Genomic DNA, 15,306 nt, shown 5'->3' with positions numbered 1-15,306 from the left:
CTAGTGTAATATTATATAAGTCAATAAGCTTATAAAGCCTATTTATAAGCTTATTGACTTACAAGCATGAACCATAATGATTTTGAGTTTTGTTAAAGAGGTTCCTTTAACAAAACTCAAAAGATTGTAAAAGCAATATGGGATTCGCTGGATTCTTATGTTCTACTAGATAGAAGAGGGCGAAAATGTGTTTGCAGTGTAATTGGTTTATTTGCCGGACAGATTAGCCAGGTAGGTATCTATCATGCGTTTGGCTGCAACAAATGAGCTTATTTCGTTGCTTAACACCTGGTTTTCGGTCTGCGACAGTATGGCGGTTACGGCTTTGTTGTTGTAGAAGCTGTCTTTCAACGTTTCGTTGATACTTTCGTACATCCAGTATTTGGCCTGTTCGTTTCGTTTGAAGTCGAAATAGCCGTTGTCTTTGGTAAATCGTACGTATTCCGCTACCATATCCCAGATTTGCTTTATACCTATGTTGTAGTAGCCCGAATAGGTGAGCACTTTAGGGAACCAGCCCGATTCGGCAGGCGGAAACAGGTGCAAGGCGTTTTTAAACTGAGAAGCGGCCAGTCTGGCTTTATCCACATTATCGCCGTCGGCTTTGTTGATTATAATCCCGTCGGCCATTTCCATAATACCTCTCTTAATACCCTGCAGTTCGTCTCCCGTACCGGCAAGTTGTATCAACAGGAAGAAATCGACCATCGAGTGCACAGCAGTTTCACTTTGTCCCACTCCCACGGTTTCAACAAATACCGTATCGAAGCCGGCAGCTTCACAGAGTACAATTGTTTCACGGGTCTTTCTGGCAACGCCTCCCAACGATCCGGCCGAAGGAGAAGGTCTGATAAAGGCATTCTTTTCTCTCGAAAGAGCTTCCATACGGGTTTTATCTCCTAAGATACTTCCTTTGGAGCGTTCGCTGCTGGGGTCGATAGCCAGTACAGCCAGCTTGCGGCCTTCTTTGATGAGGTGCATGCCGAAAGAATCGATGGAGGTGCTTTTGCCGGCTCCCGGTACGCCCGTAATGCCGATGCGGACCGATTTACCTGCATAGGGCAGACAGCGTTCGATAATTTCCTGCGCCATTTGCTGGTGTTCGTGCTTGGCACTTTCCACCAGGGTAACGGCCTGACTCAATATAGTGATGTTACCTTCCAGAATTCCTTCCGTAAATTCGGCAGGCGTATAATCTCTGCGCTTGATCCTCTTTTTGAGGTAGGGACTTACAGAGGGCACTTCACGTACTCCCTTGTTTACTTTCAGTCCTTTGTATATATCTTCGTTTTCGGGATGATCCATGTTATTCATTTTTATTTGGATGCCGATATTTTGATCAGTCGTACCGGACCGTTAGGGTCGTTGCATACGATGTTGATCAGGGCTTCCAGTTTTGTTTTAATTTCTTTGGGACGCAACTGAACCGTGAAGGTGCATGTAGCTCCCGGTTTAATCTCTTTTTTCCCTCCCTGGATGGTTACCAGTTCGTTTTCGCAGCTGATACTGTGAATAACCAACGGCGATTTTCCGTTGTTTGTCACTTTAAATTTCTGGCTTGCCTTGCCTTTGTCTGATAAAACTCCGAAATCAATGAGTGTAGACGAAAGTTGAATCTGCGGGGCATTGGCTTTGGCAGTTGCAGAAAGCCGGCTGAAATCGTCCACCAGGTTGGCCGACACCTGTAATTTCCCTTTTACTTTTTTGCCTCCCTTGCTTATGTTCAGGGTGATGTTGTCTGTATATCTGCCTGGTTTTTTGGCAGCGTGACCGTCAAATAACAACGTTATCTCGCCTGTTTCGCCGGGTTTAAGTACGGAGGGATTGATTTCCGCCATCAGGTAGGAGGGGAGTTTGTCGGTCTGGACAGACAGCTCTTCCTTGCCACTGTTCAGAATCATGACCCGTTCGCCTGATGTTGCCGTGGGTATAACACTGCTGAACAAAACGTTTTTTGTGTGCAGCTTCAATTCTCCGATGGAATAGGGATATGAAAAATCCGGTCGGAACGGGCGTGGCGTTACCGTACCTTTTACAGCAAGGTTGAAACTTCCCTTTTTACCGTTACTGTAAATAGAGATGATCTTTGTGAACGGCCCGGGCCTTCCGGCGGGGTCGTAGCTGACTTTTACTTCGGTTGTCTTACCCGGACTTACAGGTTCTTTGGACCATTCCGGACGGGTACAGCCGCAGGAGGCGGTAACCCGGTTTATAACCAGCGGCTTGTCGCCTGTATTCTGAACAATAAATACATGCGAAGCCAGTCCGGCTTCTTCGGCAATGGTGCCGAAATTGTACGTGAGTTCTTCCGAATGGATAACTGCTCCCGTTTGTGCGGAAGCAGTTAATACCATCAGTATGAAGCTACATAGTAGGAGCAACCGTTTCATGTTTAGTCAGCTTTGTTGCGCAAGGCGCAGTTATTCAATACTTATTTGCCTGTTACTTCGCCACGGATGGAGAGGATAAAACTTCCTACCTTGCCGTTGCTGTATACGGAAATAGTTTTTGAAAACGGACCCGGACGGTTTACCGGATTGTATGTAACATCGATTTTACCTGTTTTGCCGGGAGCAATGGGTTCTTTAGTCCAAACCGGGGTGGTGCAGCCGCACGAAGCAATAACCCGTGTTATCACCAACGGGGCATCGCCCTGGTTGGTTATTACAAACGTATGTGTTACATTGCCATCCGCTTCTTTGAACTTGCCAAAATCATGAACCGCATTATCTACTGCTATTACAGCTTTTTTCTCCTGAGCCGTAGCCATTCCGGTTACCAGCATAAGAGCCATTAACATAAATACCACTTGTCTCATCATAACTATAAAATTTATATGCTTACAGCCACAAAGTTAATAATTTTATCATACCAACGCCGGTTACGCATCAATCTTGTACCAAAATTTTTGAACCGGCTGTGTGGGAAACAAATTCGGGTGCATACAAACATTGAATGGTGCTGATGCCTCCGCTGTAATTTCCGCTTCTTTCCGTATATACGGCATACTCCAGCACAAAGGTCCCTTTGGGTAGCCGGTGGATAAAGAAATGTTCGGCGGCATCTTCAGGAGCATGGTACATCCAAAGACCGTCTTTATAGCTGGAACCTGCCATTTGTTGGGTTGGTTCAAAGCATCCGGCACGTAAATCCTTGAGATGCACATATTCCATGTCGCGGTCTGCGCGAAGGGTCAGCCGTACTATTACTTTATCGCCTTTGTGCAATGGATTACCATCGGTTACCGGTTGCAGTTCGATTCCTTGTCCGTTGTTTCTTTCTACAAACAGCTTCTTTTCTACCTGCAAAGCGCCTTTACTTGCGGTTACTTGCTGGATTTCCTCGAAATACTGACGGTAGAGGGCGCCCCATAACGGAGCGTTGGCGGCCGACTTAACCACAACTTTTTGCATGGAGGGGGTGATTGCGCTGCCGGTAACCACTGTTTTTATATATCCCGTTCCTGCTTCTCCCTGATTTGTATCGATCTGGTTGTTTCCCCAGGTGAGGGTGCTGCTGTTTTGATTGCTCAGCCAGTCACTTCCTGTGGCGATAATGGCATGTATTGCATTTACCGTTGCGGGATCGGATTCCCAAACCTGCGTTCTTTTCTGGTTGAGAAGCCACTGTTTGAGGCGATCGGTTTCGCGGGTGTCTGCCGACAGGGTACGGAATACCTTCATCAACAGGCAGTGGGTGTCTATAGCACTGGTAAAGAAACCTGACTGGCGGTTGTTGGCCCAGTACATACCCAGCTCTTCCGATTGTGTGGCTGTTTTGCGTAACCAGCTCAGAATGGCCTTTGCTGTTGCTTCTTTGCCTGTTTCGTGCATCAGCAGGGCGGTATAGGCTTTGCCGTAGAGTGACTGCTTGTTCCAGTCTTTTTCGGCCAATTTGCTGTAATGAAGGATGGCCCGGCTTGTTTTCTCGTCGGGTTGTGCCGCATTCTTAAATTGGATGCGGAGGTAGATATAGCCCGGTATGCTGTTGTCCGATAGTTCCTTCTTGTCATACATTCGTACCAGTTCGGTATCCATGTAGGAAAGCGCTTTGTTGATCATCACTGTTTCTGTCTGGGTAAAGGTCATGTTGCCGATTTCGGCAAGCTGTGCCATCCCCTTTAAGATATAGAGGGTAAGCTGAGGCGTTTCGGGCATTCCTTTAAACCAGCTCCAGCCTCCGTCTTCGCTTTGCAGTTCCTGTAAACGGCTTATGGCCTGATCGCGTAGCTGCTGGTTCCGGTTGCTGTCAAACAGCAGGGTGAGGCGTTGCTTTTGTTCTGCCTCGCTGGCTGCTTCCAGTACCCAGGGTGTTTCTTTCAGAAGCAGCTGTTTGAGCGATTCGTTTTGCTGCAGCTTCGATTGAAGGGTCTCCGCTGTTTCTCCTTGTGCCTTCCATTGGGCAACCATGGGCTGGATACGTGGATTGGATTGGGCGAGCGACGAAGCGATGGTATTGCTTACATAGGCGGTAAACCAGGAGATGAGGTTGTCTGTTGCGGGAACCGACAGGGTAGGCAGGGCCTGGACTGCATACCAAACCGGATTGGCGGTTACTTCGAGTGTCATGCTGTAGGGGGATTTGCTGCCCGGTGAACCTCCCTGAGGGAAGGTGACTGTTTTTTCTCCGCTGCCGGATTGGTAGAAGGGAATGCTTTCAGTAATTGAAATGCGGTTGGCAAGTACGGGCAACAGGTGTTGTTCGCCGTCGCTGGCCTGGGGTGTTTCGGCAATGATGCGGCAGATCAGCAGGTCGTATCCTTCCGGAACAGGGAACTGCCAGCTTGCTTGTCCGCTTTCTCCGGCAGCAAGTGTAAAGGGTTTGGCTGCTTTTGTCATGCAGACCACTATTTCGTCGGTCGCTGGGTCAACCAGTTCAAGGCGGACTTTGCCGGATATTTCGTGGTCTGCCAGGTTGATAATCTGGGTGGCAACGGATACATCGTCTCCTTTCCGCATAAAACGGGGTAGGTTGGGTAGTACCATCAGCTCTTTTTGTGAGACAACATTGCCGCTCCAGGTTCCGTATTGCAACTCTTTGGTATGGGCAAGGGCCATCATCCGCCAGGTTGTATTGCTTTCGGGCAGGCGGAATTTTACCTCCCATTCGCCGGCCTTGTTGGTCTGCAGTGTGGGATAGAAGAAGGCGGTTTCGGCAAAATTGCGACGAAGCTGAGGGGCTGCTTCCCTGTTTTCGGGTTGAACGTTCGGGGCTGCGGCAGGAAGTTGGTCGGCTATGGTAACTACTTCCTGTAAAGCAGCATTGCCCGATTCCATTTTACTTGAGACCGCCATACCTGCTACAACCGACTTGGTGGCCATTCGCTGGATGCCCGATCGGTACAGGTTGTATCCATCCGGCGAGTAGAATGCTCCCTGCCAATCCAGTCGGTCGAATTTCCATTCCAGATCGGGAATTTCTTTCAACGGTGCAGCATCCCAGTTGGAGTCGTCTTGAAAGGATTTGCCGCTTACCCAGCTTATGGTTGGTATATGAACGTAGGAAGTGGGATTGAACCACCAGTTGTGACCCTTTATCTTGTCCAACGATGCATCGTACATGCCTGCAAGGATTTCGGCCATTACGGGTAACGAATCCTTATCGGCAATCTTGAATGTCCACGTTTCTTCATCTCCCGGTTTTAATTTGTCGCGGAAGGTTACCGGCTTGATAAACAGCTCTCGTGAGGGTTCTTGTTTCTTCAGGGAGATTTGACGGGTGTGGAATGCTCCGTCTTTTACAAAGGCGAAGGATATGGTTACACCTTTCCCGTACTCATTCTTGTACGGCAGACGGAACCTGCGGTTAGTATCGGACAATTTGATCCATTCGCGGTGTATGATTCCCTTCTCTCCGGCTATTTCATATAAAACGGAGGCTTGTTTGCAGCTGGTTCCGAAGGTGAAGAGGGCCTCTTCGCCGGGAAGACAGCTGGTTTTTTCTTCCACTACCCAGGCGGGAGCATAGACTGGCGGCTTTTTGTCGCCCGTTCCGTAGAGGATAAACTCACTTTGTTCGGTTACTGTACGGTTTTTGGAATCACTTCCTTTTAGCTCGATGCGGTATCTTCCGGATGGAAGTTTCCGTAATAGGGAGCTGCCGATGGAATCGCCGGCATTGAACTTGCCGGATATAACCTGGCGTACTACCGGCAACTTGCCCGGATCGGTATCCATTGCCGACGAAGGGTTGTCGCGAAGCAAAGAGATTACGTAGGAGCCGTTGACTACCTGTGCGGGTTTGTTGTTGCTGTTGGTTACTGTCAGCAGAATGCCTGCTTTTTCCTTATCCAGCATTTGCTCTGTTTCGGCATGCAGGAAGATGGATGCTGCGCCGACGAGAAACTCGGACCGGCTTTCCTGTGATTCTCCTTTGCTGTCGGTCGACACCACTATCACCTCGTAACGATACATAGCTTTTGGATCTTTTGAATCGGCTTTTGCTGCCTGAGGCGTAAAGCGGATTGTAAACGTCCCGTCTTGTTTAATGGATACGGTTCCGTTGGCAACCTGTCTTTCTTCGGAACGAGGAATGAATCCCCGCATCCATTGTGGTTTCCGCATGATCCGGTAGTTTACGGAGCCTCCTTGTATGGAGGTGCCCGAGAAGGTTTTTGCTTCGCCGTGAATAAACAGGTCGTCGCCAAATGCCACCGCATCGGTCACCGGTTGTAACTTGAGGTCGAAAGTTGGTCGTTTGTATTCAGCTACATCGAAGTTAACCGCTCCATAGCTGGTTTCGATGGTGAATGTTCCGTTCAGGACAGATGCCGGCAGCGTGAATTCGCCGGAAAAGGACCCGAAGTTACTGGTGCTTACTTCGCGGGTAGCCACCTCTTTGTAGTTGGCATCACGTAGGGTGACGGTGTATTTGTTTCCGTTAAGCAGCTTCGGTTTTTCTGTATCGCGTACAAAGGCAATTCCTTTAAAGAATACGGTTTGTCCGGGGCGGTACAGGCTCCGGTCTGTGAACAGGGATATCTCAGGCTGCTCTTCCACTTTTACTGAGTAGGGGCGGTAGGCATAGAAATTGGAAAGCAGCGAACTGCTGTCGCCACGGCTTACCGGCTGATATAAAAGAAACTTGTTGATCTCCGGCAGTGAAACGAGTCCGTTTCCATCGCTGACCAGTGTGTTTGTAAGGTTCAGTTTGTTTTTGGTCCGTTCGAACAGACGAACCGCAATGTTCTTAAGGGGCTGTCCGCTTTTAAGATCGGTTACCAGCAGCTCCTGTTTACCGGATGGAAGGGTACGCGAAACAGCTGCCAGGCGGGTTACTGCTACAAGATGGCTGACCGTTTCCCTGTTTCCGGGAGAAGCAATTTCGCATTCGTACAGTCCGGGCTCGAGGGCTGGCAAGGCAAGAGTAGTGTCTTGGGAAGACCAGGTGTTGGGGCTTACAAACGTATAGAGTTGTTGGGTGACTAGCTTTCCTCTTTTCTGTTTGACCTCTTTGATGTTGCCCGTATATTCCGGGGCTTCTTCAGGATGCAGGAGACTGCGGTAGATGGAAAGGGTTACCCGTGACTGATTCTTATATTGCAGTTTCAGCTGATTGCTTGTGCCGGGATAGATTGCCTTTTTCCCGGTAACAGAGAGGGTAGGCTGTTCGATCTGATCGATGGCAGCTTGAAGAAGGGCGGTTCTTTTATAGGATGGAAAGGCCGCAATACCCTCCTTGCATAGATTTATCAGGAGGACCTGTATGGAATCTTGATTTTCTGTTGCGTTGAGAATGCCCTGAAGCATATTAACCTTGACAAGCCGGATCTCATTGGAGAATTCGTTGCTCTTGTGCTTCTGCAGCAGACTGTCCAGGGTAGCCATATAAGATGCATCGTCCGGATCTTCTTGCGCTGTTGCATTATATTGCAGGTGCTGCAGCGTGGCATACAGGGCTGCCTGTTCGTTCTTATTCTTTTCGTGAAACGACCGCAGCTGGTTGTACAGACTATTTATAACAGCGGCTGTTGCTGCGTCGTCTTGCTGAAGAGTGGAGAGGGTTTGGATTCCTCTGTAAGTCAGCAGATCGAAAAGGCTGGGGCGCAGTTGAGGGGAGTCTTCACCCGACTCAAGTATCTCACGGTAGTTTTGTGCCGATTTTTGTTGCAGTACTTCGGCCGGAGTAAGTGATTTTAGAACCAGTTCTTTTATTTTGTCGGCATACAGATTGCTTGTCCACTCCCGGATATCTGACGGAACAAAGCCCTGAATGTTGGTGCGCCTGTTGATATTGTATCGGTTGGCATTGTAATGCTCGTTGTATAAGTCGGCTTCCATGGAGTAGAGGATGGCTTTGATAGCCGGATCCTTTTCCTGCAAGGCCTTCTGCTCCGTTTTGGAAATCAGGGCAGGCAATTGATCCCGGTCTTTTTCCAGTGCCTCTTTGATCTCTGTAATATAGGCCTTGAGGGTCGAAGATTGAGGTGTGGCTGCCGGAGCGGCTTTGACAGTAGTTTCCGATTGGACAAAATTTGCCCGGGTGTAAATAAATGCCGCAGGTATACCACACAATAGTACGGCTGTTAAGAGTATTGATTTTATCTTCATATCATTTAGTTTATAGTATAACCATTATCTATACACTATAGATACAAAGAAAAGGGAAAAAGCTGTATAAGGCAATTGATTTTGTTAAAAAGGGGGGAGGTGTAAACAAAAAAGAAGCATCCCGTTTGGGATACTTCTTTTTTAAACACAAAGGTGTTATTTTATTCTTTGGTGACTTCTTCACTGTTAGGAGTGATAAGCTTATATCCTTTACCGTGAATGTTGATGATTTCGATTCCGGGATCGTCTTTAAGCAACTTACGAAGTTTAGTGATATAAACGTCCATACTACGGGCATTGAAGTAGTTATCGTCTACCCAGATAGTCTTAAGTGCATAATTACGCTCCAGAATCTCGTTTGCATGAGCACAAAGCAGACTCAGTAATTCGCATTCTTTGGTAGTAAGTTTGGTGGCCTTGTCGCCGATGGTTAATGTTTGTTTTTGTGTATCAAACATAAAGTTACCTAAACGGTAGAAAGGAATGTCTTTCATCTTTTTCCCCTTAACACGACGAAGGATGGCTTCGATACGAAGCAGCAACTCTTCCATACTGAAAGGTTTGGTCAGATAGTCGTCCGCACCGATCTTGAAACCTTCCAGAATGTCTTCCTTCATTGTTTTAGCAGTAAGGAAGATAACAGGAATGTCCGGATTGAGTGCTCTGATTTCCTGAGCCAATGTGAAGCCGTCTTTTTTAGGCATCATAACATCCAGTACACATAAATCGTATTTGCCTTTGGTAAAGCCTTTGTATCCAGCTTCTCCGTCGGAGAAAAGATCAGTAACATACCCTTTTGCCTGTAAGTATTCTCTTAAAAGCATTCCTAAGTTTTCGTCGTCTTCGCAAAAGAAGATCTTTAGTTTTTCTTCCATAACTAACTTTTTATAAGAGGTAAAGTAATAATAAATTTTGTTCCCACATTGATTTCACTATCGGCACGGATGCTGCCGTTGTGATCTTCAATAATTTTACGAACATAAGCGAGACCCAGTCCGAATCCCTTTACATCGTGTACATTCCCGGTAGGCACACGGAAAAAGCGGTCGAAAACCTTCTTTACATACTCTTTCTTTATACCTACTCCGTTGTCCTCAATGGAAATCATCAGTTTTCCATTCTCATTCCATGTCCGTGCCATAAGCTCCAGCGGTACATCCGGACGGCGGTATTTAACCGCATTGTCCATCAGGTTGAACAGCACATTGGTGATGTGCATTTCGTCCACATAGATGCTTGACTCTTCAGCCTGCAAATCAATATCAATGGATCCTCCGTACTTTTCCACTTTTAAGGTGAAAGTATGGGCGATATTCACCACAAGGTCGTTGGCATCTACCTCTTTAAGCTTAAGGGCGGCCTTCTGACGTTCGAAAAGAGACATCTGCAATACCTTTTCAACCAGAAATCCCAATCGTTTGGTTTCGTCGTTTATCACACCCGAAATGTGCTTGAATACATCCGGACTTTTGGTTATATCCGAGTCCTTCAGCATTTGTGCAGCCAGAGAAATGGTTGAAACCGGAGTTTTCAGTTCGTGGGTCATGTTGTTGATAAAGTCGTTCTTCATTTCCGACAGTTTCTTCTGGCGGAATACAATGTACATTGTGAATACGAAGGTTATCAGCAATATAAGGGAAAAGATAACCGACGGAACCAAAAAGGTGACAGAACTGGATATATAATCGTCCTTTGTGGGGAAATAAACTCGTAAGAAATTTTGTTTCGATGGCGGATCGTTGGGGAAAAGTACCTGCGTAATCACATCGGATGCGATGCGATCCTTCTGGATGTCGTCACTTTGATAGACAACCGTCCCGTTTTTATCGATCACCGAAAACTGGTAAGGCAGATTCAGCCCGTTGTTCAGAAACTCGGCCTTCAGGTAATTGTTCAATTTTTTGAAGTCCACCCTTTCCTGAATAGGCTTCAGACTGGAGGTGTACAGCATATTCAGAATAACCTCTTTGATCAGCTCCTGTTGATACTGGTACCGGTCTTTCAATGTTTTTTGCAAATCGCGGGATGTATTTACAATGTTATTGGCTGACGATTGACGCGGATTGGCCGGGACCGACTGTATCCGGCTGGTATATTCCCTTTTCTGCATGATGGATACCGAGCCATCCGAGTCTGATATCTGTAGCTGATATTTTTCCTGATTGATTACCTGGGCCAGATCCTGTGCATCCTGAGAACTTTGAAATACAAAGCTGTTCTGATCGCGTTGTATATCTTCTTCCAGGTATTTTTTAGTTTCATCAAGTTCCAGATTCTTCGAAACCTCGAGCAGACTTCTTTTTACAGTTTCTGTAAACTGGTCGTTGCTTGTCTTAAGGATGATGCTTACGTAGGTAACCTGCAGATATAGCAGTCCCCCGAACGCAAAAACCATAACCAATGCAAGTAACCAGATTGTAGACTTCCTCATAGCAAGAATTTTTCTCTATTATAGGAAACAAATAAAGCGCCTTTTAGTTTAATATTTACACAAAAAAGTTAAAAACATTGCGCCTAAATGTTTAAAAACATTTATTTATAACTTTATGTATATCGATATTTTAAGTTAATTGATGGGTGCCTGTAATATAAACTGGTTGATCCTGAATGATTTTAGGGTTTTTAAGGATGTTTTCAGGTGGTTTTTTTACTCAAATCTGCATAACACACCCAAATGGGTCGCGTAATTGGGCCTTTTCAGGGATAAATTCCGGTCGGATTTATTTATAAAGAGAGCTCTCCTTTACCTTGCCGGATGATCTCGAAAGCATCGGTTGTACAATCTACAACGGTTGAGGCAACGGTTTCGCCATACCCGCCATCAATAACAACATCTACCTCGGATTCATATTTTTCGTGTATAAGTTCCGGGTCTGTAGTATATTCGATCACATCGTCGTCGTCGTGCACCGAAGTGGTGAGGATTGGATTGCCCAACTGCTTTACAAGTTCACGTATGATGTTGTTGTCTGGTACACGTATACCTACTTCCTTTCTGTTCTTGTAAATTTTAGGAAGTTCGCTGCTGGTTGGAAGAATAAAAGTGAAAGGTCCGGGGAGGTGTCTTTTCATTAGCTTGAATGCCGCATTGCTAACTTTAGCATATTCGCTGAGGTTACTGAGGTCATAACAAATGATAGACAGATTGCTTTTCTGCGGGTTAATGCCTTTCATCCGGCATATTTTTTCGACAGCCCGCACATTGAGGGCATCACATCCCATGGCATAAACAGTATCGGTGGGGTAGATGATAAGTCCCCCGTCCCTAAGGATTTCGATTACTTTGTCGATTTCCCGTAAATTGGGATTTTCGGGATAAATTTTTACTAACATAAACGAATATATTGTGCCACCCCCGAAGGGGTGGCGATGTATTATCCGTAGATAATCTTACCATTTTCGTCGGTAAATTCTTCCATACCGGCGCTGTATTGGTTCATTGCCCGGAGGCTCATACCCATGCTTGAGAATCCTCCGTCGTGGAACAGGTTCTGCATTGTCACCTTACGGGTAAGATCAGAGAACAATGTTACACAGTAATCGGCGCATTCGTCGGCTGTAGCATTTCCTAACGGAGCCATCTTGTCCGAAAAATCAAGCAGGTGCTCCATACCCTTTACACCGCTACCGGCTGTAGTAACCGTTGGCGACTGGGAAATGGTATTGATACGAACCCCTTTCTCGCGACCGTAAATATATCCGAAGCTACGCGCAATGGATTCCAGCAATGATTTGGCATCTGCCATATCGTTGTATCCGAAGAATGTACGTTGGGCTGCTACATAGGTAAGAGCTACAACTGATCCGCCTTCTGCGATAGCATCCTGTTTCTTTGCAACCTGAAGCATCTTATGAAATGACACGGCCGAAATATCCAAAGTCTTTTCCAGCATATCATAATCCAGGTCGTCGTAGGTACGCTTCTTGCGCACATTAGGACTCATTCCGATAGAGTGTAAAACAAAATCAATTTTTCCTCCTAATATTTCGACAGATTTGGAAAATACATTTTCCAGGTCTGCTACGCTCGTCGCATCTGCAGCGATCACCTCTGCATTCAGTTTCTTTGACAAGGCATCTACCTCACCCATACGAACAGCAACAGGTGTATTGCTCAATGTAATAATCGCACCTTCTTCTACGGCTCTTTCTGCTACCTTCCACGCGATAGACATGTCGTTCAGCGCACCAAAGATGATGCCCCTCTTGCCTTTTAATAAATTGTGACTCATACCTATTTCTATTTAAATATGGCACAAAAGTATATAAAATGTGCAATATATACAACCTTATTCCCTGAAATACACTCTTTTTACTCTTGGAGAGATCGAAGTGAGTATCTCATAGCTTATTGTTCCAAGTGTTTCCGATAGTTCGGATACGGGTAATTCATCTCCAAAAATAATTACCGTATCCCCTTCGTTCACCTCTATCCCGGTTACATCAATCATGCATGTGTCCATACAGATATTTCCAATGGTGGGACATCTTTTCCCGTTTATCAGTACCTGACCGGCTCCGTTGCCCAGGTGGCGGTCCAGTCCGTCGGCATATCCGATCGGGATGATGGCAATGCGGGAATCCCTTTTAACATAACTTCGTCTGCTGTATCCAATTGAATCACCTGCCGGAACCTCCTGTATCTGAAGGATGGTGGTCTTGAGGGTATTTACATTACGAAGACCTTTCTGACCACTTGCACTCACTCCGTAAAGTCCGATGCCCAACCGGACCATATCCATCTGGTAATCGGCAAATCGTTCGATGCCTGCCGAATTGAGGATATGCTTCAAAACGGGATATTCTATTCCTTGTTCCAGTTGTGAGGCAGCCTTTTGGAACGTCTCAATCTGTTTGAGGGTGAAATCATCAAAAACGGACGAGTCGCTTCCGGCCAGGTGGGAAAATACAGATCGTACCGCTACACCACTTTGCGACTTCAGGCAATCGCATATGGCTTGCATGTCTTTGGGCTGAAACCCGAGGCGATGCATTCCAGAGTCGATTTTAAGATGTATGGGATAGGAGGTGATTCCCCTGCGTTCGGTTTCGCGGATCATCGCTTCAAGCAAACGGAAACTGTAAATTTCCGGTTCAAGCTGATTCTCGAATAAGGCATTGAAACTGCCGAATTCGGGATTCATGACGATGATGGGAATGGATATACCTGTGCGCCGCAAATCGGCACCTTCGTCGGCTACCGCCACGGCCAGGTAATCGCAACGATGTTCCTGCAATGTTTTGGCAAGTTCGAATGAGCCAGCTCCATATCCGTAGGCTTTTACCATACAGATCATCTTGGTTTCGGGCTTTAGTCTGGAGCGATAATAGTTGAAGTTGTGAACAATGGCATCCAGATTAACCTCCAGAATGGTTTCATGCACTTTTTTCTCCAAGAGTTCTGTAATCTGCTCGAAGTGAAAGCGTCTGGATCCTTTGATGAGTATGATCTCATCCTTGAAATTTTTAAAGGAAGGAGATTGTATAAAGTCGGTTGTAGAAGGATAAAACTCCTTTTCCATCTCAAAAGCCGCTCCGTATTCCTTTAAATCCCTTCCGATCCCGATGATTCGATCTATCTTTTTTCGTTGTACCAGATCGGCAACCTTCTTATAAAGAGATTTTGGCAGGGTACCGGATTGAAGTATGTCAGACACGATAAGTGTACGTTTCATGGCTTTATCCACTTGCCTTGTCTGCAGAAAATCAAGTGCTATACCCAACGAATTAATATCTGAATTATAGGAGTCGTTAATGAGCAGACAGTTGTTGATGCCTTGCTTGACCTCAAGGCGCATGGCTACCGGTTCAAGATGAAGGAATCTTTCTTCGTGGTTCACACTGGTAGGCTTGAGATAAAGCATCAAAGCCATACAGTGAATTACATTTTCGATGGAAGCATCGTCTGTGAATGGAATTACATACTTACGGTTATACCCCAACAAGGTACAACTGATTGTGGTACGATCGTCCTGCTTGTCGACCGATTTAATAAACAACGGAGCTTCCGAATCGGTCCGGCTCCAGGCAATTGCCTTGTGCGACAGACAGGCCGCTTCAATACAATTGGCGATGAAAGCATTATCACCGTCATATATTATGGCTTCGCTATCCTGAAAAAGTTGTAACTTCTCAAGACACTTCTGGCGGGTTGAGATGAAATTTTCCTGATGCGCCTCGCCGATATTGGTTATGATACCGATGGTTGGGGCGATTATAGGCTGAAGCCGTTCCATTTCATCGGGTTGGGATATGCCTGCTTCAAAAATACCGAGTGTATGTTTCGGATTGATCTGCCAGACAGAGAGAGGAACTCCCAATTGCGAATTGAAACTACGGGGAGACCGCACAATATTGAATTCGGTATGTAATAACTGGTATAGAAACTCTTTCACAATGGTTTTGCCGTTGCTACCTGTTATACCGATAACAGGAATCTCGAATTTCTTCCGATGATGGGCGGCCAGTTGCTGCAAGGCGCGAAGCGGATCTTTTACCAACAGGAAGTTGGCATCAGCATACATATCGGTTGATGGGGGTATTTCGCTTACCACAAAATTGCGTACGCGCAGCTTATATAATTCAGGAATGTATTTATGCCCGTCGTTTGTTTTAGTCCTGAGGGCAAAAAAAAGACTCTGCTCTGGAAATGAGACTGTCCGGCTGTCGGTAAGCAGCATCGTTATCGTGTCTTCGTGCAACAAATTGCTTTTGGATCCGATAATTTTAGCAACCTCTCTAATTGAGTATTCCATAT

Annotated in this window: 9 protein-coding genes; all 9 read right to left on the bottom strand. The window is 46.1% G+C overall.

Annotated features, from left to right (window positions below; translation table 11 throughout):
• Positions 1-207 precede the first annotated feature (207 nt).
• The 9 genes from meaB to F5613_RS10260 all read right to left on the bottom strand — a co-directional run bounded on the left by meaB (position 208) and on the right by F5613_RS10260 (position 15,304).
• Positions 208-1,305 (bottom strand): methylmalonyl Co-A mutase-associated GTPase MeaB, encoded by a 1,098-nt coding sequence (gene meaB, locus F5613_RS10300; protein WP_179399692.1) that lies wholly within the window; start codon positions 1,303-1,305, stop codon positions 208-210.
• Between the two features lie 11 nt (positions 1,306-1,316).
• Positions 1,317-2,390, bottom strand: coding sequence for a DUF1573 domain-containing protein (locus F5613_RS10295; RefSeq protein ID WP_179399691.1), 1,074 nt, complete (start codon positions 2,388-2,390; stop codon positions 1,317-1,319).
• A 41-nt stretch (positions 2,391-2,431) separates the two neighbouring features.
• Complete coding sequence (locus tag F5613_RS10290; RefSeq protein WP_068186525.1) at positions 2,432-2,818, bottom strand: DUF1573 domain-containing protein; 387 nt, start codon at positions 2,816-2,818, stop codon at positions 2,432-2,434.
• 70 nt (positions 2,819-2,888) lie between these two features.
• A complete protein-coding gene (locus F5613_RS10285; protein WP_179399690.1) occupies positions 2,889-8,549 on the bottom strand; it encodes an alpha-2-macroglobulin family protein in 5,661 nt (1,886 codons plus the stop codon).
• Positions 8,550-8,710: 161 nt separating this feature from the next.
• The gene (gene rprY, locus F5613_RS10280; protein ID WP_068186463.1) at positions 8,711-9,424 is read right to left on the bottom strand and encodes a response regulator transcription factor RprY; all 714 of its coding nucleotides are present in this window, start codon (positions 9,422-9,424) and stop codon (positions 8,711-8,713) included.
• Positions 9,425-9,426: 2 nt separating this feature from the next.
• Positions 9,427-10,980 (bottom strand): sensor histidine kinase, encoded by a 1,554-nt coding sequence (locus F5613_RS10275; protein ID WP_068186465.1) that lies wholly within the window; start codon positions 10,978-10,980, stop codon positions 9,427-9,429.
• 293 nt (positions 10,981-11,273) lie between these two features.
• Positions 11,274-11,882: an L-threonylcarbamoyladenylate synthase gene (locus F5613_RS10270; protein ID WP_179399689.1), complete on the bottom strand. Its 609-nt coding sequence runs from the start codon at positions 11,880-11,882 to the stop codon at positions 11,274-11,276.
• Positions 11,883-11,923: 41 nt separating this feature from the next.
• Positions 11,924-12,781, bottom strand: coding sequence for an enoyl-ACP reductase FabI (locus tag F5613_RS10265; RefSeq protein ID WP_068186469.1), 858 nt, complete (start codon positions 12,779-12,781; stop codon positions 11,924-11,926).
• Positions 12,782-12,838: 57 nt separating this feature from the next.
• The gene (locus tag F5613_RS10260) at positions 12,839-15,304 is read right to left on the bottom strand and encodes a bifunctional UDP-N-acetylmuramoyl-tripeptide:D-alanyl-D-alanine ligase/alanine racemase (RefSeq protein ID WP_179399688.1); all 2,466 of its coding nucleotides are present in this window, start codon (positions 15,302-15,304) and stop codon (positions 12,839-12,841) included.
• Positions 15,305-15,306 lie beyond the last annotated feature (2 nt).

The sequence above is a fragment of the Macellibacteroides fermentans genome, assembly GCF_013409575.1.
GTDB classification, from domain to species: domain Bacteria; phylum Bacteroidota; class Bacteroidia; order Bacteroidales; family Tannerellaceae; genus Macellibacteroides; species Macellibacteroides fermentans.
This window is presented reverse-complemented; position numbering and strand designations above follow the sequence as displayed.

Bases quoted from the DNA above. Each gene is read 5' to 3' on its own strand.
- meaB (WP_179399692.1), bottom strand. From the start codon at position 1,305: ATGGATCATCCCGAAAACGAAGATATATACAAAGGACTGAAAGTAAAC.
- F5613_RS10285 (WP_179399690.1), bottom strand. From the start codon at position 8,549: ATGAAGATAAAATCAATACTCTTAACAGCCGTACTATTGTGTGGTATA.
- F5613_RS10290 (WP_068186525.1), bottom strand. From the start codon at position 2,818: ATGAGACAAGTGGTATTTATGTTAATGGCTCTTATGCTGGTAACCGGA.
- F5613_RS10275 (WP_068186465.1), bottom strand. From the start codon at position 10,980: ATGAGGAAGTCTACAATCTGGTTACTTGCATTGGTTATGGTTTTTGCG.
- F5613_RS10270 (WP_179399689.1), bottom strand. From the start codon at position 11,882: ATGTTAGTAAAAATTTATCCCGAAAATCCCAATTTACGGGAAATCGAC.
- rprY (WP_068186463.1), bottom strand. From the start codon at position 9,424: ATGGAAGAAAAACTAAAGATCTTCTTTTGCGAAGACGACGAAAACTTA.
- F5613_RS10295 (WP_179399691.1), bottom strand. From the start codon at position 2,390: ATGAAACGGTTGCTCCTACTATGTAGCTTCATACTGATGGTATTAACT.
- F5613_RS10265 (WP_068186469.1), bottom strand. From the start codon at position 12,781: ATGAGTCACAATTTATTAAAAGGCAAGAGGGGCATCATCTTTGGTGCG.
- F5613_RS10260 (WP_179399688.1), bottom strand. From the start codon at position 15,304: ATGGAATACTCAATTAGAGAGGTTGCTAAAATTATCGGATCCAAAAGC.